The 18870-nt window shown below is 71.0% G+C and carries 22 protein-coding genes; 10 read left to right on the top strand and 12 right to left on the bottom strand.

Annotation, left to right across the window (positions count from 1 at the left end; translation table 11 throughout):
- Positions 1 to 102: 102 nt before the first annotated feature.
- A complete protein-coding gene (locus tag INP57_RS17385) occupies positions 103 to 771 on the top strand; it encodes a potassium channel family protein (protein ID WP_200071292.1) in 669 nt (222 codons plus the stop codon).
- Positions 771 to 1445: a potassium channel family protein gene (locus tag INP57_RS17380; RefSeq protein ID WP_200071291.1), complete on the top strand. Its 675-nt coding sequence runs from the start codon at positions 771 to 773 to the stop codon at positions 1443 to 1445. Before INP57_RS17385 ends, INP57_RS17380 begins: the two co-directional genes overlap by 1 nt.
- A gap of 80 nt (positions 1446 to 1525) precedes the next feature.
- Here INP57_RS17380 and INP57_RS17375 read toward each other — a convergent pair whose 3' ends face one another.
- From INP57_RS17375 to dut, 4 genes are all read right to left on the bottom strand, one after another.
- Positions 1526 to 2314: a DUF3159 domain-containing protein gene (locus tag INP57_RS17375; protein WP_200071290.1), complete on the bottom strand. Its 789-nt coding sequence runs from the start codon at positions 2312 to 2314 to the stop codon at positions 1526 to 1528.
- Complete coding sequence (locus INP57_RS17370) at positions 2311 to 2688, bottom strand: OB-fold nucleic acid binding domain-containing protein (RefSeq protein ID WP_200071289.1); 378 nt, start codon at positions 2686 to 2688, stop codon at positions 2311 to 2313. Before INP57_RS17370 ends, INP57_RS17375 begins: the two co-directional genes overlap by 4 nt.
- Before the next feature lie 315 nt (positions 2689 to 3003).
- Positions 3004 to 3651 (bottom strand): DUF3710 domain-containing protein, encoded by a 648-nt coding sequence (locus INP57_RS17365; RefSeq protein ID WP_200071288.1) that lies wholly within the window; start codon positions 3649 to 3651, stop codon positions 3004 to 3006.
- A 4-nt stretch (positions 3652 to 3655) separates the two neighbouring features.
- A complete protein-coding gene (gene dut, locus INP57_RS17360) occupies positions 3656 to 4144 on the bottom strand; it encodes a dUTP diphosphatase (RefSeq protein WP_200071287.1) in 489 nt (162 codons plus the stop codon).
- 24 nt (positions 4145 to 4168) lie between these two features.
- On the opposite strand from dut, the gene INP57_RS17355 reads away from it, so the two are divergent.
- Complete coding sequence (locus INP57_RS17355) at positions 4169 to 4732, top strand: DUF3093 domain-containing protein (protein WP_200071286.1); 564 nt, start codon at positions 4169 to 4171, stop codon at positions 4730 to 4732.
- 289 nt (positions 4733 to 5021) lie between these two features.
- Here the strand turns inward: INP57_RS17355 and INP57_RS17350 are convergent, their stop codons facing one another.
- Positions 5022 to 5324, bottom strand: coding sequence for a DUF4193 domain-containing protein (locus INP57_RS17350; protein ID WP_200071285.1), 303 nt, complete (start codon positions 5322 to 5324; stop codon positions 5022 to 5024).
- Between the two features lie 395 nt (positions 5325 to 5719).
- On the opposite strand from INP57_RS17350, the gene cei reads away from it, so the two are divergent.
- Complete coding sequence (gene cei / locus INP57_RS17345; protein ID WP_200071284.1) at positions 5720 to 6409, top strand: envelope integrity protein Cei; 690 nt, start codon at positions 5720 to 5722, stop codon at positions 6407 to 6409.
- Between the two features lie 51 nt (positions 6410 to 6460).
- Here cei and INP57_RS17340 read toward each other — a convergent pair whose 3' ends face one another.
- Positions 6461 to 7267 (bottom strand): inositol monophosphatase family protein, encoded by an 807-nt coding sequence (locus INP57_RS17340; protein WP_307850133.1) that lies wholly within the window; start codon positions 7265 to 7267, stop codon positions 6461 to 6463.
- A gap of 87 nt (positions 7268 to 7354) precedes the next feature.
- Here INP57_RS17340 and ppgK point away from each other — a divergent pair, with 87 nt between their 5' ends.
- From ppgK to INP57_RS17325, 3 genes are all read left to right on the top strand, one after another.
- Positions 7355 to 8116, top strand: coding sequence for a polyphosphate--glucose phosphotransferase (gene ppgK, locus INP57_RS17335; RefSeq protein ID WP_200071283.1), 762 nt, complete (start codon positions 7355 to 7357; stop codon positions 8114 to 8116).
- Between the two features lie 280 nt (positions 8117 to 8396).
- The gene (locus INP57_RS17330; RefSeq protein ID WP_233627813.1) at positions 8397 to 9842 is read left to right on the top strand and encodes an RNA polymerase sigma factor; all 1446 of its coding nucleotides are present in this window, start codon (positions 8397 to 8399) and stop codon (positions 9840 to 9842) included.
- Between the two features lie 112 nt (positions 9843 to 9954).
- Positions 9955 to 10893 (top strand): pentapeptide repeat-containing protein, encoded by a 939-nt coding sequence (locus INP57_RS17325; RefSeq protein WP_307850132.1) that lies wholly within the window; start codon positions 9955 to 9957, stop codon positions 10891 to 10893.
- A 278-nt stretch (positions 10894 to 11171) separates the two neighbouring features.
- Here INP57_RS17325 and INP57_RS17320 read toward each other — a convergent pair whose 3' ends face one another.
- The gene (locus INP57_RS17320; protein WP_200071281.1) at positions 11172 to 11435 is read right to left on the bottom strand and encodes a hypothetical protein; all 264 of its coding nucleotides are present in this window, start codon (positions 11433 to 11435) and stop codon (positions 11172 to 11174) included.
- 398 nt (positions 11436 to 11833) lie between these two features.
- Between INP57_RS17320 and INP57_RS17315 the strand changes: the two genes are divergently transcribed.
- Positions 11834 to 12019, top strand: a complete 186-nt coding sequence (locus INP57_RS17315) for a DUF7455 domain-containing protein (RefSeq protein ID WP_200071280.1) — start codon at positions 11834 to 11836, stop codon at positions 12017 to 12019.
- A gap of 66 nt (positions 12020 to 12085) precedes the next feature.
- Here INP57_RS17315 and INP57_RS17310 read toward each other — a convergent pair whose 3' ends face one another.
- Together INP57_RS17310 and INP57_RS17305 are read right to left on the bottom strand one after the other, a co-directional pair.
- Positions 12086 to 13294, bottom strand: coding sequence for a cysteine desulfurase-like protein (locus INP57_RS17310; RefSeq protein WP_200071279.1), 1209 nt, complete (start codon positions 13292 to 13294; stop codon positions 12086 to 12088).
- Between the two features lie 79 nt (positions 13295 to 13373).
- Positions 13374 to 15152, bottom strand: a complete 1779-nt coding sequence (locus tag INP57_RS17305; protein ID WP_200071278.1) for a DEAD/DEAH box helicase — start codon at positions 15150 to 15152, stop codon at positions 13374 to 13376.
- A gap of 380 nt (positions 15153 to 15532) precedes the next feature.
- On the opposite strand from INP57_RS17305, the gene INP57_RS17300 reads away from it, so the two are divergent.
- Entirely contained in the window at positions 15533 to 16756 is a 1224-nt protein-coding gene (locus INP57_RS17300; RefSeq protein ID WP_200071277.1) for a YihY/virulence factor BrkB family protein, read from the top strand.
- 36 nt (positions 16757 to 16792) lie between these two features.
- On the opposite strand, the gene INP57_RS17295 is transcribed toward INP57_RS17300, so the two are convergent.
- A complete protein-coding gene (locus INP57_RS17295) occupies positions 16793 to 17047 on the bottom strand; it encodes a DUF3039 domain-containing protein (protein WP_200071276.1) in 255 nt (84 codons plus the stop codon).
- Positions 17048 to 17097: 50 nt separating this feature from the next.
- Positions 17098 to 17418, bottom strand: a complete 321-nt coding sequence (locus INP57_RS17290; protein ID WP_295146186.1) for a DUF3099 domain-containing protein — start codon at positions 17416 to 17418, stop codon at positions 17098 to 17100.
- 182 nt (positions 17419 to 17600) lie between these two features.
- Between INP57_RS17290 and INP57_RS17285 the strand changes: the two genes are divergently transcribed.
- The gene (locus INP57_RS17285; RefSeq protein ID WP_200071274.1) at positions 17601 to 18266 is read left to right on the top strand and encodes a lysophospholipid acyltransferase family protein; all 666 of its coding nucleotides are present in this window, start codon (positions 17601 to 17603) and stop codon (positions 18264 to 18266) included.
- Position 18267: 1 nt separating this feature from the next.
- Here the strand turns inward: INP57_RS17285 and INP57_RS17280 are convergent, their stop codons facing one another.
- Positions 18268 to 18840: an HhH-GPD-type base excision DNA repair protein gene (locus INP57_RS17280; RefSeq protein WP_200071273.1), complete on the bottom strand. Its 573-nt coding sequence runs from the start codon at positions 18838 to 18840 to the stop codon at positions 18268 to 18270.
- Between the last annotated feature and the right edge of the window lie 30 nt (positions 18841 to 18870).

Genomic DNA, 18870 nt, shown 5'->3' with positions numbered 1-18870 from the left:
GCGGCGTGCGCGGGACACCGCGCCCTTTCCTGCCGGGGTACCGTCACGCAGGCGCGACGCGGCGGCACGTCGTGCCGCACGAGCAGGACAAGGAGACAGGCCGTGCACGTCGTGATCCTGGGCTGCGGCCGGGTCGGGTCTTCCCTGGCCACGGCCCTGCAGCGGCTCGACCACACCGTCGCGGTGGTGGACAAGGACGACCAGTCGTTCCACCGGCTGGGCAAGGACTTCACCGGCTTGCAGGTCACCGGCAACGGTTTCGACCGGGACGTGCTGATCGAGGCGGGCATCGAGGGGGCGGCGGCATTCGCCGCAGTCTCCAACGGCGACAACTCCAACATCGTGGCCGCCCGGGTGGCGCGGGAGACCTTCGGCGTGGAGCACGTCGTGGCCCGCATCTACGACCCCAAGCGCGCCGAGGTCTACCAGCGCCTGGGCATCCCCACCGTGGCCACCGTGCCGTGGACGACCGACCGGTTCCTGCGGATGCTGCTGCCGGAGGGCGTGGCCACGGCGTGGCGCGAACCGTCCGGCACGGTCGCGGTGCTGCAACTACCGCTGCACGAAGACTGGGTGGGCCACCGGATCCCGGAGCTGGAGAACACCATCGGCGCTCGCGTGGCATTCGTCATGCGCTTCGGCAACGGCGTGCTGCCGGAGCCGCGCACGGTCATCCAGGCCGACGACACGATCTACGTCGCGGCGCTGTCCGGGACCGTCACCGACGTCACCGCCGCCGCACTGCGCGCACCCGACGAGGAGGGCCACTGATGCGCATCGCGATCGCAGGCGCGGGCGCGGTCGGCCAGTCCATCGCCCGCGAGCTGCTCGAAGGCGACCACCGGGTGATGCTGCTCGAACGCAGCTCCCGCAACTACCTGCCGCGGGACATCCCGGACGCGGAGTGGGTGCTCGCCGACGCCTGCGAACTGGCCTCGCTGGAGGAGTCCGGGCTGCAGTCCTGCGACGTGGTCATCGCCGCCACCGGCGACGACAAGGTCAACCTCGTGGTCTCGCTGCTGGCCAAGACCGAGTTCGCGGTCCGCCGCGTGGTCGCCCGGGTCAACGACCCGCGCAACGAGTGGCTGTTCACCGAGGCCTGGGGCGTGGACGTCGCGGTTTCCACGCCGCGGATGCTCGCGGCGATGGTCGAGGAAGCGGTCAACGTCGGCGACCTGGTGCGGCTGATGACCCTGCGGCAGGGCCAGGCGAACCTGGTGGAGATCACGCTGCCGGACAGCACGCCGCTGGCAGGCCGCCGCGTGCGGGACCTGGCACTGCCCTCGGACGCCGCGCTGGTGACGATCCTCCGCGGCGGGCGGGTGATCGTCCCGCAGCCGGACGACCCGGTGGAAGCCGGGGACGAGATGCTGTTCGTGGCAACCGCGGACGTGGAGCACAAGATCCGGGACGCGGTGCACGTCGGCGAGGGCTTGCAGAACTGACCGCACCGCGATCGTGACGACGGCGTCGCCGCGCGCCCACGACCGCGGAACTCAGGCCGTGCGGGTCATCATCCCGGCGATCACTGCGCCGCGCCGGAACCGCCCGTCTCAGGCGCGATCGAGCCACCCGCGTAGCGCGCGTACGCAGCCCGGTCGGCGGCCGCCTCCTGCTCGGCGACCTCCTCCGCGACCTTGCCCGCGCGGCGCACCGCCCACACCGTCACGATCAGCGCCAGTCCGGTCAGCGGATAGCCCATCGCGATCCGGGCGAACGCCAGCCATCCCGTCGCGTCCTCGTTGTAGAGCCACTGCTGGACGATGTACTTCGCGCCGAACACCACGACCCACGCCATCGTCGCCAGGTCGTAGCCCGTCATCGCCCGCCGCTGGTTGCGCCAATCCATGCCGAGCCCGTTGAGCAGCGACCACGCCACCCCGACCAGCGGCCAGCGCACCAGCACCGACACCAGGAACGCGCCGCCGTAGACCAGGCTCGTGTAGATCCCGAGCAGGAAGAAGCCCTTGGCATCACCGGAGCGGTAAGCGATGTAGGAGCACACCGCGACCCCGAGCAGACCGGAGATCGCCGGCTGCAGCGGCTCCCTGCGCACCAGGCGGTACACCGCGATGGCCACCGCCACCCCGATCGCCGACCAGATCGCGGGCATCAGCCCGGTCAACGCGTTGACCACGACGAACACCACGATGGGCACCGCCGAGTAGGCGAGGCCGGCGACCCCGCCCATCTGCTCCAGCAAGGTCTGCTCCGGCGCGGCCGTCCCGCCCGCGGACGCCGTGCCGGATGCTTCCGGAGCGGATTCGGGCGTGGCGGGCCGTGCGTCCGGGTCCGGGATGTCGCGTTCGCTCATGCGGTGTTCTGCAACTCGTAGTAGGGGTTGTAAAGCACTTTGCGGCCGTCGCGGACCGCGATGCGGCCGCGGGCCTTGATGGTGCGGCCGGGTTCGATGCCGGTGATCCGGCGGCGGCCGAGCCAGACGAGCGTGACGCCCTCGGTGCCGTCGAAGAGTTCGGCCTCCAGCGTCGGAGCCGAAGCCTTCGGCGACATGTCGACGCTGCGCAGCCTGCCCAGCACCACGGCTTCCTGCCCGCACTCGCAGTCGCAGGCCCGCTGGGCCCCGCTCGCCTGCGAGCGCTCCGAGAGGTCGTCGGCGTCGAGCTCGGCGACATCGCTGGTCAACCGGCGTACGAGGCGGCGCCAGTAGCCGCCCCCGGTGTTGCTCATCGCTAGCGCTCCCGTGCGCCTGGGCACTCGACTTCGAAGGGTTGGATCTTGCCGGGCCGGTCCGGGTCCGCGCGGAACCCGCCACCGATCCGCGAATCGTTCGGCGGGCTCCGGTTTCGCAGCAGGCTCCGGTTTCGCCGGGGGTTCCGGTCTCGCCGGGGGTCCGCCGGGCTGCGCCCGAACACCAGCGTAGCCCGCGCGCGGCGGCCGGTCGCCACCCTGGCGGCATTTGGAAATTGATCACTCGATCGAGATCCCCACCGGCGCTCGCAACGAGCGCGCGGAGCTCCGCCAGGAGCTTCCGGCCGTGACCGATCAGGCCTCTTGCTGGCCGCCCTGGGCCTGCTGGATGTGCCGCGCGATGCTGTCCGGCAGCTCGATCGGCAGCGGCGTGCGCACCGGCAACGGGTCCTCACCGCGAACGACGACGGTGTCGTCGAGCACCGAGTACAGCAGCTTCGTGCACGCTTCGGCGTGCTCGGCGGGCCCGGCGGCGACGCCCCGCACCATCCAGCGCGGCCCGTCCACCCCGACGAACCGCAGCACGGCCTGCTGCGAGTCGGCGATCAGCTCCGGTCCCCACTCGCCGTCCTGCTGCCCGACCTTCGCGCCGTCCTTGCGCAACTGGTCGGCCAGTTCCATGCGGACCTCGGGCCAGAGCCCGGCGCTGCGCGGTGCGGCGAACGCGCTCACCGTCAACCGGCCCACCTGGGTCACCAGGTGCACCGCGCGCACCGGCCCGGTGGGGTCGACTTCGACCTGCAGCTGACTGCCCTCCGGCACCGGTAGCCGGACCGATCCCAGGTCGAGCCGCTGCACCGAATCGGAATCCGGCAGTTCGGTGAGGTCGTACGGCCCGATGCCCGACTCGGCACCGGCACCGAACTCGTACCCGTCGGCTTCCCCGGGCTGCGCGGCGTCCTCGGCCTGCGGGCCTCGCCCGCGGCGGCCCAATCCGAACATCCCCTCAGACCTCCGTCCTGTGTTCGGCCCCTGCCGGGGCCGTCAGCACCTCGTGGCCACCGGTGGACCCGTGGCCACCGGCACCCCGCTGCGACTCGGGCAGCTCGTCGACCTCCTCGAACACCGCGTGCTCCACGCGCTGCACGACGAGTTGCGCGATGCGGTCGCCGCGGCGCAGCGACAGCGGCTCCGCGCGGTCATGATTGATCAGGCATACCCGGATCTCACCCCGGTATCCCGCATCCACCGTCCCCGGCGCGTTCACCACGCCGAGCCCGGCCCGCGCGGCGAGCCCGGAGCGCGGATGCACGAAACCGGCGTAGCCCTCCGGCAGCGCCAGCGCGACACCGGTGCCGACGAGCGCGCGCTCACCGGGCTGCAGCAGCACGTCGCTGGTCGTCACCAGATCCGCCCCGGCATCACCGGAGCGGGCGTAGGACGGCGGCGGGAGATCGGGGTCGAGACGGGTCAACAGGACCTTCACGTTCGGCACGGGCCGCGAGACTACCCTGGAGGCGTGTCGGAAAGCGCAGAAGCAGCCACCCCCCGCCAGGACACCCCCGGTCAGGGGAATCCCGAGGGTGGAAATGCCGAGGCGGGGAGCACCGAACGGGAAAACGCCGAGCGGGGCAGCGGCGGCGAGCCGGCGGAGTATCGGGAGCGGCTGTTCGCGTCCTGGTGGACCTGGCCGCTACCGCTGATCATCGCCGTGCTGCTGGCCGCAGAGGTGCACATGGGCCACCCGGGCGTGCGGGCGTGGCTGCCCTACGTGGTGCTGATCCCGGCCGCGATCGCGGTGCCGCTGTGGCTGGGCCGCACCAGGGTCGAGATCTCCGGCGGGGAGCTCTGGGTCGGCGATGCGCACCTGCCGCTGCGGTTCATCGAAGGGGCCGAGGTGGTGCCCGCCGCGGACAAGCGGCGCGCGCTCGGCCCGGAACTGGACCCGGCCGCTTTCGTGGTGCACCGGCCCTGGGTGAAATCCTCGGTTCGGGTGTGGCTCGACGACCCTGATGACCCGACGCCGTACTGGGTCATCAGCAGCAGGCGACCGGAACGTTTGGCCGCCGCGCTGCGCCGCTGAACAAATTTGCCGGGAAAGGGATTTCCCTCGCCGAATTGGGTCCCGGTTGTTTTCACCGGGCGAGCGCGGTACCCGAAAGCACCCGCAGATACGACGAACCTGGGCCCACGCCCCCTGCGTGTGCCCAGGTTCGTGTTCGGCCGTCGGGGCGAGCCCCGGCCGATCCCGTCCGCGTCCGCACTTGCTTTCCCCGGCTCCGTGCTCGCACGCCGCCGAGCCCGCCCGCGGCCGGACCGACGACGGCGCCTGCTAGCCGGATCCGGCGCGCCCGGCGTCCGCCGCGCCCGGCTCAAGCAGCGCAATCGCGGCAGATCAGCCCGCCGTTGCGCTCCTCGGCCAGCCTGCTGCGGTGGTGCACCAGGAAGCAGCTGGCGCAGGTGAACTCGTCGGCCTGCTTGGGCAGGACCTTGACGGTCATCTCCTCACCGGACAGGTCGGCGCCCGGCAGCTCGAAGTTCTCCGCGATCTCCGATTCATCGGCGTCGACGACGCCGGATTGCGCGTCGTTGCGCCGCGCCTTGAGTTCTTCCAGCGAGTCCTCGGTCATTTCCTCGGACTCGCTGCGGCGCGGAGCGTCGTAGTCGGTCGCCATCGTGATTCACCCCTGCGATAGTGGAGACTGCAATGGTGTGCCGCTGGTAAACGTTCCAGGGCCCTCATTTGTGCCCGAGGGCTTGCGTGACGGTGATCTCGCTGCTGCGCCCCAAGTACCCCCGAAACGAGCCGTTCCCGCTCGCCGTCACTGCCCGAGGCGCCGAGAGGGTAGCCCATCGCAACGCAAAAGACGCACCAGGTCACCCATAGGTGTGGCGTGTGTAGCACCACCGTGCGGTCGGCATCTCCGCGCGGCTCACCTGGGCACCCGCACCGCCGTCCGCAGGGCACGACACGAGAGGCCGTCCGGCGGCGCGGAACGAACCGCTAACGCATAGGCTGATCGGCGAACGTCCGATCCGGTCACGGCAACGGCAAGGAGGGTGGCAGGACGTGTCTGCCGCGAGTTCACGGTGGGGCCGTCAGGGTCCGCGATACCGGCGACGCCGGCCACTGCCCGCCCTGCTGGTGCTGGGGCTGCTCGTGGTGCTGTCCGGCTTCGTGTGGACCCGGGTGTTCGAGACCGCCGAGACCACTGAGACCGCGACCCGGTGCAACATGCCCGGGCCGCCGACCGCCGCATCACCACCCGGCGAGCAGCAGGTTCCGGTGGGGCAGATGCTCGGCCGCACCGCGCTGGACCAGACCAGCCCGGCGCCACCGCAGGACATCCGGGTGCGGGTGCTCAACGGCAACGGGGAGGCGAACCAGGCGTCGTTGATCAGCCAGGAGCTGACCAACCTCGGGTTCGCGCCGGGCGGCGAGCCGGACAACGACTCGGTCTACCCGGCCTACGACCTCAACTGCCACGGGCAGATCCGCTTCGGCGGCGCCGGAGCCCCGTCCGCCCGCACGCTGAGCCTGATGGTGCCGTGCGCGCAGCTGGTGCGCGACGACCGTCCGGACGCGTCGCTGGACCTGGCGCTGGGCGCGGAATTCGACGACATCAAGAGCACTCCCCAGGCGCGGCAGGTGCTGCAGGAGCTGAAGAACTGGGCGCCGCAGGGCGGCGCAGCGCAGGAGGCGCGGCCACCGCAGATCAGCAACGAGCTGATGACCGCCGCCCGCGACGTCTCCTGCTGAAACCGCACCGACCGCCCCGCCGATCCGCTCGGCGGGGCGGTTTCGCGCTGATCACACCGCGCCCGCTCCCGCGCGCACCAAAGCACCGGTCAGCTCGTCGGCCACTCCCGGCGCCGCGCACAGCAGCGCCTCGTCGCCGAGCCCGTCGGCGGAATCTCCGCCCGGCAGCCGCAGCTGCGCGCCCGCTTCCTGCGCGATCAACGCGCCGGCAGCCCAGTCCCAGCGCTTGAGCCCGACCTCGAAGTAGGCGTCGATCCAGCCGGCCGCGACCGCGCACAGGTCCAGCGAAGCCGCGCCCGACCGGCGGATGTCGCGGACCTCGCCGAGCAGTTCCGCCGTCGCCGCCGCCTGCGCGCGCCTGCGGCGGGGGTCGTAGGCGAAGCCGGTGCCGACCAGCGCCAGGTCCAGCCGGTCCGCCGCGGAAACGCTCAACCGCACGCCGTCGCAGTGCGCACCGGCGCCCTCTGCCGCGCTCCACACGCGCCCGGACACCGGCTCCACGACCGCTCCCGCCACCGAACGGCCGTCGATCTGGGCGGCCAGGGACACCGCGTACCAGGGGAAGCCGTACAGGTAGTTGACGGTGCCGTCGATCGGGTCGACGACCCAGCGCAGGCCTTCCAGCGCGGCCGCGCCGCCTTCCTCCTCGCCGAGGACCGACTCACCCGGCCGCAGTTCGGCGAGCCGGTCCCGCACCAGCCGCTCGGCTGCGCGGTCCGCTGCGGTCACGACGTCGGTTTCGGTGCTCTTGGTGTGCACCGCGGCGCCGGTCACCGACTCGTCGCGGATGCTGCGCGCCAGCTCGGCGGCCTCTTCTGCGACCTGCACCGCGGCGGTGCGCAGAGTTTCGGTATGCACGTTGGCTGTCAATCCCACATTCACATCGCAACACAGCGCGGTTAAGGTCTGCACACCTTGGTCTGAATCGAATAGGAAGGATCGGGCATGGGCACTGCCCGCGGTTTCGGCGTGGACGTCGGCGGGTCCGGCATCAAAGGATGTCCGGTGGACATCGACGGTGGGGTGCTGGCCGAAGAGCGTATGCGGATTCCCACGCCGCACCCTTCGACACCGGAGGCGGTCGCGGACGCGGTCGCCGAGATCGTCGAGAAGTTCGGCTGGAGCGGGCCCGTCGGGGTCACGCTGCCCTGCGTGGTCAAGCAGGGCACCGCGCACACCGCCGCGAACATCGACAAGAGCTGGATCGGCACCGACGCGCAGGGGTTGTTCGCCGAGCGGCTGGGCCAGGACCGGTCGGAGGTGGTCGTGCTCAACGACGCCGACGCCGCCGGGCTGGCCGAGATGCGCTCCGGTGCGGGCGCAGGCGCTTCCGGCCTGGTGGTGGTGCTGACCTTCGGCACCGGCATCGGCAGCGCGATGTTCGTGGACGGCAAGCTGGTGCCGAACACCGAGTTCGGGCACATCGAGGTCGACGGGCACGACGCGGAGAAGCAGGCGGCCGCGTCGGTCAAGGACGACCTCGACCTGTCCTACCCGGAGTGGGCGCCGCGGGTGAGCCGCTACATCCAGGCGCTGGAATCCTTCCTGTGGCCGGACCTGATCATCGCGGGCGGCGGGGTCAGCAAGAAGCAGCACAAGTGGCTGCCGCTGCTGGAGACCCGGACCCCGATCGTGCCGGCCTCGCTGAAGAACGACGCCGGGATCGTGGGCGCCGCCGCGGCGGCCGCGGCGGGCGCCGGGAACTGAGCCGCACGGCCGACCGGGGCGATGCGGCGGCATTTCCCCGGTGCGCCATTCGCCGGACCCGGCGAGCGCCGTATTTGCGCTGCGACGGGACGGATCTCCACCTTGCAGCGGAACCGCACTCGGCGAGCGCAGTTACAATGGAACACGGCCAACCTGATCCGGGGCCTCCGATCCGGTGCCGAGCAGGCGTTTCGCCGGCATCGATGCCGCTTCGGAAGTTCCGGTGGGTGGGTTGTTCCCCGACCTCTGGCGGCCGAGGTTTCGCGTCCTCCGGCCTGCTCTGATCGACCGTCGCGAAAGGGCGTACGTGGCAGCCGCAGAAACCGCAACCCGACGCTCCAGCTCCGCTGCAACCGCCGGCGGTGCTCAGTCCCCGTCGGCCCAGTCCGGATCCCAGCCCCAGGCAGAGACCGCCGCGCAGGAAACGGCCGAGCAGGCCGGAACCGACGCGGGCCAGGACTCGTCCGCCAAGAGCGCGGCGGGCACCAAGTCGGCGGGCCGCAAGACCGCCACCAAGTCGGCGGCCAAGAAGGGCACCAAGTCCGCCTCGGCCAAGACCGCGAAGTCCGCGGCCAAGACCGACGCGGCTGGCACCGCGGGCAAGGCCGAGGGCCTGGAGATCGACGAACCGATCGAAACCGACCTGACCTCCCCGGACGTGGGCGATCTCGCCGACGTCGAAGTGGAGATCCCGGAGGAGCCGACCGTCCCGGAGGACGAGGACGGCAAGCCGGACTCCGACTTCGTGTGGGACGAGGAGGAATCCGAGGCGCTGCGGCAGGCGCGCAAGGACGCCGAGCTGACCGCCTCGGCCGACTCGGTGCGCGCCTACCTCAAGCAGATCGGCAAGGTGGCGCTGCTCAACGCCGAGGAGGAGGTCGAACTCGCCAAGCGCATCGAGGCCGGCCTCTACGGCGCCGAGCGGCTGCGCCAGGCCGAGGAAGCCGAGGAGAAGCTCGCCTTCCAGATGAAGCGCGACCTGCGCTGGATCGTCCGGGACGGTGAGCGGGCCAAGAACCACCTGCTGGAGGCGAACCTCCGCCTGGTGGTCAGCCTCGCCAAGCGCTACACCGGCCGCGGCATGGCGTTCCTGGACCTGATCCAGGAGGGCAACCTCGGGCTCATCCGCGCGGTGGAGAAGTTCGACTACACCAAGGGCTACAAGTTCTCCACCTACGCGACCTGGTGGATCCGCCAGGCCATCACCCGCGCGATGGCCGACCAGGCCCGCACCATCCGCATCCCGGTGCACATGGTCGAGGTCATCAACAAGCTGGGCCGCATCCAGCGCGAGCTGCTGCAGGACCTGGGCCGCGAGCCCACGCCCGAGGAGCTCGCCAAGGAAATGGACATCACCCCGGAGAAGGTGCTGGAGATCCAGCAGTACGCCCGGGAGCCCATTTCGCTGGACCAGACGATCGGCGACGAGGGCGACAGCCAGCTCGGCGACTTCATCGAGGACTCCGAGGCGGTCGTCGCGGTCGACGCCGTGTCGTTCACGCTGCTGCAGGACCAGCTGCAGTCGGTGCTGGCGACGCTGTCCGAGCGGGAGGCGGGCGTGGTGCGGCTGCGCTTCGGCCTCACCGACGGCCAGCCGCGCACGTTGGACGAGATCGGCCAGGTCTACGGCGTGACCCGGGAACGCATCCGGCAGATCGAGTCCAAGACGATGTCGAAGCTGCGGCACCCGTCGCGTTCGCAGGTGCTGCGCGACTACCTGGACTGAGCCGCATCAGCTCCGCGGGCGCCCGGTCGGTTTCTCCGGCCGGGCGCCTTTTCGCATCGGCCCACGAAAGGTGGAACACACGGAGCCGCTCCGCGCGGCAAGATCCCCTTCCGTGAGTCGAACTGGGGGCACGCGAGCGGACGGTGTGCTGTCCACCCGGACCATTCTCTGGTGGGCGGGCGGTCTGGGGCTGCTGGCGATCACGTCGCTGACCGTGCTGTGGTTCGTGCTGCGCGGCTCGGTCCAGCAAGCGGCGGTGCAGGTCAACATCATCCGCACCGCGTTCAGCATCGTCGTGGGCGGTGGCGGTGCGGCCGGGTTGCTGCTGACCGCGCGGCGGCAGCGCGCCACCGAGCTCGATCTGGTGCAGCGCGACCACGACGCCACCGAGACGCGGGTGACGGAGCTTTACGGCAAGGCCGCCGACCAGCTCGGCAGTGACCAGGCTCCCGTGCGGTTGGCGGGCGTGTTCGCGCTGGAGCGGCTCGGGCAGAACCACGCGGAGCACCGCCAGACGATCGTCGACCTGCTCTGCGCCTACCTGCGGATGCCCTTCGACCAGACCGGGGCGGATCCGGTGCAGGAGCAGGAGGTCCGCGAGACCGCGCAGGGCGTGCTGACTTCGCACCTGCGCGACGAGGACGACGAGGCGCTGTTCTGGTCCGGCATCCGGCTGAACCTGGCGGGCGCGACGTTGAGCACCTTCACGTTCACCCGTTGCCGCGTGCAGACGGCCACCTTCGCCGGAGCCCGGTTCGTGGGGCCCGCCGTCTTCCGCGGCTGCACCTTCGAGCGGCAGGGCGATTTCCGGTCCGTGCGCTTCACCGGCCTCGCCGATTTCCGCCGGGTCTCGTTCGACGGGGAGGGGGCGAACTTCCGCGGGGCGACGTTCGAGGCCGAGGTCGACTTCGGCACGCACACCTCGGCCGCGCTCACCGGTGCGACCACGCGGGCGGTGCACAACGGCACGCGGCGCAAGTGGCCCGCGGACTGGGCCGAGGAGCCGGACCCGGAGCGGCCGGACTGGGCCCGGCTCGTACATTCGGGTTAGCGATCTACCGAGCGCCCGGAAAGCACTGGCAGACTCGCCCTTTCCTGCGGCACAGCGTGTTGCCGCGGCGAACCGGGTTGGAGACGGACCATGAAGACCTTTCACCCAAATCGCCTCATGGCGGGCATCTCTTGCTCTGTGCGGGGACGCCGGGTGAACGCTGCGGTCCACAGCTGCGGTTCACGCGAAACTCCACGCGACTAGGCGGTCACGTGGCCGCGAGACCGGCCACGGACCCGAGCGCGCACCCGGCGAACTCCCGCGACAGCGTCGCAAGATCAGGTCGAAATCCGTTTCGCCTGCCATGCGGAGTTCGCTGCGGCTTGGTGGTCGCGCGCCGCCCGGTCGGCGAGGCGGTCGCCGATCATCCGACGCCGCGGGTTCCTCGCCTCCTCCTTCATCGCCCCCTCCTTCATCGCCCCCTCCTTCATCGCCCCCTCCTTCATCGCCCCCTCCTTCATCGCGGAGCGCCACATGGCGTTCGACGATCGCTGCGCGAGCGCGATCTTTCCGCGAGTCCCGCGCCGGGTCGGCGCGATCACCGGTGATTCACCGCACATTCGCAGATCGGTTTTCTCGCGTTCCAGGAAGCCGCCTTAGTTCGCTTGCAGCAGAACGCCGGACGGGATGAGGCGCCCTCGCGCACCGCGCGCACCCACGGATCACCTCGCGGCGCAACGCGAGCCGACGCGTTTTCCCTGGCCAGGCGACCGAAACCGGCCCTGGACGTGCGATTGCCACGCTGCGCTACCGGGACTGCGGCAAGCGGGTACTTCGACGTGACGACGCTCAACCCCCGGCGCGGGAACACTGACGTACGGCTGTGCGTCTGCAAGAGTGGAGCCAGCGAGCACCGGCCCCGCCGCCAGTGGGCCACCGGTGGTCGCAGCAGGATCGAGGGCGCCGGGGAATTCCGGCGCCGGGACGGAGGGAGATCACGATGCCTGGAACGCTCACCCGCCCCGAGCTGACCGCCGCCGACCGCTGCGACCGCTGCGGGGCCGCTGCGAAGCTTCGCGCCGTACTTCCATCCGGCGGGGAGCTGCTGTTCTGCGGGCACCACGGCCGGGAGTTCGAACCGCGTCTGAAGGAGATGGACGCCGAACTCCAGCAGGACGAGCAGTAACGCGAACCTCGACACGAAGGCCCCCGGTGGTTTTCCACCGGGGGCCTTCGATGTTCCAGGGGCGGGTCAGCCCAGTTCGGCCAGGGCGTCGAGCAGGCGCTGCACGTCGCTTTCCGAGGTGTAGTGGCACAGACTGGCCCGCACCGCACCTTCCGGTCCGAGCCCGAGCTGCGGCAGGGCTTCCCATGCGTAGGAATGCCCGTGCGAGACGTTCACGCCGCGCTCGCCCAGGTGCGTGGCCACGGCCTCCGGCGTGTGGCCGTCGACGCTGAACAGGGCCAGCGGCGTGCACTGCCCCTGCGGCGCTCCGATGCGGGTGACGTGCGGCAGCTGCGCCACCCCTGCGAACAGCGCGGCGGCGAGGTTCTCCTCATGGGCCAGGACCGCCTTGCGGGCGGCCGCGAGCCGTTCCCGGCGCTCCCCCGTCGCCGCGGGGTCGAGCCCGGCCAAGTGCTCGACCGCCGCGGTGACCCCGGCCAGGGCCTCGAACGATGCGGTGCCCAGCTCGAACCGCGCGGGGACGGCGTCCGGCGCGGGCACGAGCTTGTCGGGGTGCAGCGTCTCCAGCGCCCACGGATCCGACGCCACGACCGCCCCGACGTGCGGACCGGACCACTTGTAGGCGCTGGTCGTGTAGAAGTCGGCGCCGAGCTCGCCGACCCGGACGGCGGCGTGCGGGCAGTGCTGCACCCCGTCGACGAAGCTGACCGCGCCGACCTCCCGCGCCCGCCGCGCGATCGCGGCGACATCGGGCACGGTTCCCAGCAGATTCGATGCCGCGGTGACCGCGACCAGCCGGGTGCGCTCCCCGATGAGTTCGGCGACCCGCTCGGCGGGCAGCTCACCGGTCGCCGGGTCGAAGTCGGCGAACCGCACCGTCGCTCCCGCCCGCTGGGCGTGCTGCACCCACGGCCGCACGTTCGCGTCGTGGTCCAACCGGGTCACCACGACCTCGTCACCGGGCTGCCAGGCGTCCGCCAGCACCGCGGCGAACCGGTAGGTGAGCGCGGTCGAGCTCGGACCGAACACGACGCACTCCGGGTCGGGCGCGCCGGTGAGGTCGGCCACCGCCGAACGCGCTTCGGCCACGACCCGCGCCGCGCGACGGCTGGATTCGAACGCTCCTCCTACGTTCGACACGCCCGCCGCCATCACTTCGGACATCGCGTCGATCACCTGCTGCGGAACCTGCGTACCGGCTGCGGCGTCCAGCCAGGCCCGGCCGTCGGCCAGCGCCGGGTACTGCCCCCGCACCTGCTCCACGTCTAAAACCATGCGTGCGAGCGTAAGCACGGGCGGTCACACCCAGGTCGCGCCGGGACGGATCGAAGATCCGTTCACCCGGACGAGTAGATCACCACGACCGCAGCGTCGCGATGCGCTCCTCCAGCTGCTCCACGGTCGCCATCGCCGTGGGCGGACCGCCGCACACTCGGCGCAGCTCGTTGTGGATCTTGCCGTGCGGTTTGCGGGTCCGGTGGTGGTGCAACGAGACGAGCGTGTTGAGCTCCTTGCGCAGACCCTGCAACCGCTCCTGCACGCTCTGCGGACGGCTGGGCTGCTTGGCCTCCTCCGCGCGCTCCGCGGCCTTCTGCGCCTTGTCCTCGGCTTCGCGCTTGCCGACCTCGTGCAGCTGCTGCTCCTGGCGCTGCCGCAGCAGCGCGCGCACCTGGTCCGGCTCGAGCAGCCCGGGCAGGCCCAGGTAGTCCTGCTCGTCCTCGGTGGTGCCGAACGCGGCGGTGCCGAACGAGGAACCGTCGTAGATCACCTGGTCCAGCTCGGCATCGGCGCCCAGCGAGGTGAACGCCTTCTCCTCCTCGCCGGGTTCGTCCTTGGTGCGGTTGGCCTCGGCGAGCAGTTCCTCGTCCCATCCCTCCTTCTCCCGGTGCGGCTTGCCCAGCACGTGATCGCGCTCGGCTTCGAGCTCGCTGGCCAGGCCCAGCAGCACCGGCACGCTGGGAAGGAAGATGCTCGCGGTCTCGCCCTCCCGGCGGGCGCGCACGAACCGGCCCACGGCCTGCGCGAAGAACAGCGGGGTGGAGGCGCTGGTGGCGTAGACGCCGACCGCCAGCCGGGGGACGTCGACGCCTTCGCTGACCATCCGCACCGCGATCATCCAGCGGTCGTCGGAGTCGGCGAATTCGGCGATCCGGCCGGACGCCTTCGGATCGTCGGACAGCACCACGACCGGTTCCTCACCGGTCATCCGTTGCAGCGTTTTCGCGTACGCCTTGGCACTGGCCTGGTCGGAGGCGATGATCAGCCCGCCCGCGTCCGGCATCCCGTTCTGCCGGAGCTGGTTGAGCCGGGTGTCGGCGGCCCGCAGCACCGACGGGATCCACTCCCCCGCCGGGTCCAGCGCGGTGCGCCAGGCCCGCGCGGTCTGCTCGGCGGTCAGCGGCTCCCCGAGGCGCGCGGAGAACTCGTCGCCCGCGTTGGTGCGCCAGCGCGTTTCGCCCGAATAAGCCAGGAAGATCACCGGGCGGACCACGCCGTCCTGCAACGCCTCGGAATAGCCGTAGGAGCTGTCGGCGGCGCTGCGCATCGAACCGTCCGCGTCCGGTTCGTAGTTCACGAACGGGATCGGCGTGTCGTCACTGCGGAACGGCGTACCGGTCAACCCGAGGCGCCGAGTCGCCGGAGTGCACGCCTCGCGCACCGCATCGCCCCAGGACTTCGCGTCACCGGCGTGGTGGATCTCGTCGAGGATCACCAGGGTCTTGCGGCGCTCGGTGCGCACCCGGTGCAGCGTCGGATGTGCGGCGATCTGCGCGTAGGTGACGGCCACTCCGACGTAGTCGCTGGAAGTCATGCCGTCGCCGTTGCGGAAGTCCGGGTCCAGCGGGATGCCCGCGGCGTTGGCGGCCAGCGCCCACTGGTGCTTGAGGTGCTCGGTGGGAGTGATCACCGTGACCGCCTCGACGGTCCGGTCCCCCAGCAGTTCCGCGGCCACTCGCAACCCGAAGGTCGTCTTGCCTGCACCCGGCGTGGCGACCGCCATGAAGTCCCGCGGCTTCTTCGCGAGGTACCGGGTCAACGCCCGCCGCTGCCACGCCCGCAGCGGGCGTCCGGCGGTGTCGGCGGGGTCGCTGAGAACGGATCGGACGGGATGGTCGAGTTGCGACTCGGACAAGCCTGCTCGCCGCTCCTTCCTGTGCCTTTCCCCGAACGTTCCTGGCGCGGATCGCGGGCGCCGCTCGGGCGACCCGGCGTCGCGGTGGATTCCCGCGAGCGACCGGGCTGCGATCGACCGGGCCGGATCGACTCCGGTCGGCAGGCCCGCGGCGGACCGCGGGACCTGATCAGCACCCTCGGCCGCGCGTCGTCGCGTCCAGCCGGGCGATCCGCCGATGGCGCCCCGGCAGCTTACCGTCCCGCTCCGGCCGTCCGGTCGCACCGACCCGCGGATCGGATTCAGATCACCCCGCGGATCGGATTGAGATCACTCCGACACCCCCGGTTGACCGGGTGCACGCTCGTTGGTGAGCCCTATGCAGCATCCTGGTAGATGCGATGGGTTCCACAGGTCCGACCGGTAACAGCCAACGGCCCGGCCAGCACGGCCGCGAGCCGGAGCCGCCAGCTGCGCGGGCCGGACCGGCCGCCGACCCGCTCGACGATCAGGCTCCCGTGATCCAGTCCCCGGAGATCGGCTCGGTCACCACCGCGGCGACCCGCGCGGACCCGGTCCGCTGGGGGCCGTTGCGGCTGGTGTGGCGCACGGTGCACAAGGCGTGGTGGGACAACATCTTCTCGGAGTCCGCGGCCGCCGCCTTCTGGCAGACGCTGTCGCTGCCGCCGCTGCTGCTGGGGTTCCTCGGCAGCCTGGGCTTCGTCGGCGACTGGTTCGGTCCCGTGGTGGTCGACACGGTGCACAGCAAGATCCTGTCGTTCGCGCACACCGTGTTCAGCGCCAACGTCGTGGACCAGATCATCGGGCCGACGGTGGAGGACATCCTGACCAAGGGACGCACCGAGATCATGTCGGTGGGCTTCCTGCTGTCGTTGTGGGCGGGCTCGTCCGCGCTGGCCTCGCTGGTCGACTCGATCACCCTCGCCTACGACCAGTACACCGTGCGGCACAGCGTCTGGCAGCGGATCTTCGCGCTGCTGCTGTACCTGGTGGGCCTGCTGCTCGCCGTGGTCGGGCTGCCGGTCATAGCACTCGGCCCGGACTGGCTGCCCACGGTCTTCCCGCCGCAATGGCAGGACGACATCGCCTGGCTGATCCGGGTGTTCTACTACCCGGCCACCGGAGTGCTGCTGGTGCTGGCGCTGGCCGCGCTCTACAAGGTGGCGCTGCCGCGGAAGCTACCGTGGCACCGCGGGCTGCCTGGGGCGCTGCTGGCCATGGTGGTCTTCCTGTGCTCCAGCGTCGGCCTGCGGCTCTACATCACCTGGGTCACCAGCACCGGCTACACCTACGGGGCGCTGGCCACACCGATCGCGTTCCTGCTGTTCGCGTTCTTTATCGGGCTGGCGATCATCATCGGTGCGCAGTTCAACAACGCGATACAGGAGCTGTGGCCCGCGAAGATGACGCGCAAGGAGCGGCGGCGCTGGCGGCGGCTGGAGATGCGGCGCGCGGAGCAGCGGCTACGCACCGAGGAGGGCTACCGGGCCTGGCGGGAAGGCGATCGGGAGGACTCGGGAGCGAAGCCGCCGACCGGCTTCGGGCGCACGGCCGTGCCCGCGCGCTTCGGGCAAGAACCTCGGGCGCGCCGGGACCGCGGCTGAGCGGGCGCCCCGCCGCCGCGGCCGGTGGTGCTCAGCTCATTCGTCGTCGCCACCGCCGGGCGGCAACTTCTCGAAGACCTTCTTGCAGTCGGGGCACACCGGCGAGCCCGGCTTCGCGGACTTCGTCACCGGGAAGACCTCGCCGCACAGCGCCACCACGTACGTGCCCATGACCGCGCTCTCGGCGATCTTGTCCTTCTGCACGTAGTGGAAGACCTCGGGCCGGTCGTCCTCGGTCTGTTCCGTGGTGTCCGGCCGGACGTCGGTTTCCGGAAGCGTCATGGTGCTCATGCGTCCATGATGCCGCACCGGGCCGCCGCTGCGCGGATCACCTGGCGGGTTCAGGGGTTCTCGATCACGCGATGCTCGCGGGACTCCAGCGCGCGCGATTCGTGCTGGTACCGGTTGACGTGCTCGGTCTTGCGCGGCGGCCGGTCGTTCGCGATCAGCACCGCCATCCACGGCAGCGGGATCGAGATCGCCAGGATGATCAGCGCCAGCCACCAGATCTGGTAGCAGGCGGCCGCCGCCACCAGGCAGGGGATCCGCAAGGACATCATGATGGCGTACTTGCGGCGCCGCGCCGCCTGCTGATCGTCGTAGGACGGCTCCGCCTCGGTGATCAGCACCGGGGTGTCGTCGCCATGCTCGGAACTGCTCACGACACCACCTCCACGTCCGCCATCGTCCCACTCCGGTGGAACGGTGGACACCCTCGGGGCTGCGCGATGCGCCATCCCGCTACACGGGATCGGCTCTAGGAGTTCACATGGCCGCCACGAGCCCGCACCACGGTCCGGATAGATTCCCGGAGGCGGTGCCGGGACGCGGCGGGGAGGTTCGAATGTTCTACACACTGACCAAGCGGATCGTCGGCTCGGTCGCCCGCGCGGTGTACCGGCCGCGGGTGCACGGCCTGGAGCACGTGCCCGCGGACGGACCGGTGATCTTCGCGATCAACCACCTGTCCGTGGCCGACAGCTTCATCGTGCCGCTGGTGGTGCCGCGGCCGGTGTCGTTCCTGGCCAAGGCCGAGTACTTCGAGGGCGGCGGGCTGAAGAACCGGCTCACCCGCAACGCGTTCGGCGCGCTCGGCGCGATCCCGGTGCAGCGCGGCCGCGGCCGGGCGGCGAAGGAAGCGCTGGGCACCGCTCAGCGGGTGCTGTCCGAAGGCGGTGCGTTCGGCATCCACCCCGAGGGCACGCGCTCCCCGGACGGGCGGTTGTACCGCGGCCGCACCGGTGTGGCGCGGCTGGCGTTGAGCGGGCGCTCGCCGGTCGTCCCGGTGGCGCTCAGCGGCACCGCCGACCTGCTGCCGAAGGGCGCCAAATTCCCCCGGCCCACCCGCGTGACGGTTCGTTTCGGCGAGGCGCTGCACTTCTCCCGCTACGACGGCATGGAGAGTGCGCTGCCGATCCTGCGGTCGATCACCGACGAGATCATGTACGCGATCTCGGAGCTGTCCGAGCAGGAATACGTGGACCGCTACCAGTCGTCGGCCGCGGCCTGAGTCACTTCTTCGCGGCGGCCTTCTGCTGCTTCTTCCAGGCCCGGACCTCTTCCAGCGTCTGCTGGTCGAGCACGTCGGCGATGGAGCGCCGCGCCTCCGGATCGCCGTAGGCACCGGCGGCCTCCCGCCAGCCCGCGGGCTGCACGCCCCACTGCTTGCCGAGCAGCGCGAGGAAGATCCGCGCCTTCTGGTCACCGAAACCGGGCAGCGCCTTGAGCCGCTTGAGCACCGCGGTCCCGTCCGGGTCCTCGCCGGTCCAGATCCCGCGCACGTCGCCGTCGAAGGTGTCGACCAGGTACCGGCACAACGTCTGGATCCGCTTGGCCATCGAGCCAGGGAACCGGTGGATCGCCGGCGGCGTGGAGCACAGCTGCGCGAACTCCTCCGGGTCCATCCCCGCGATGCGGTGCGCGTCCAGTTCGCCGAGCCGCTCGACGAGCACCTTCGGGCCGGCGAACGCCTTCTCCATCGGGATCTGCTGGTCGAGCAGCATGCCCAGCAGCAGGGCCAGCGGGTCGCGCGAGAGCAGTTCGTCGGCTTCGGCGTCCTGGGTCAGGTGCAGCGTCCGGCTCATGCGCCCAGGTTCTCACGGGTGCCCGGGCGA

Origin of the sequence: Saccharopolyspora galaxeae, assembly GCF_016526145.1 — a bacterium.
In the GTDB taxonomy this organism is placed as follows: Bacteria; Actinomycetota; Actinomycetes; order Mycobacteriales; family Pseudonocardiaceae; genus Saccharopolyspora_C; species Saccharopolyspora_C galaxeae.
Note: the sequence above shows the minus strand (reverse complement) of the source record. Positions and strands in the feature narration are given on the sequence as shown.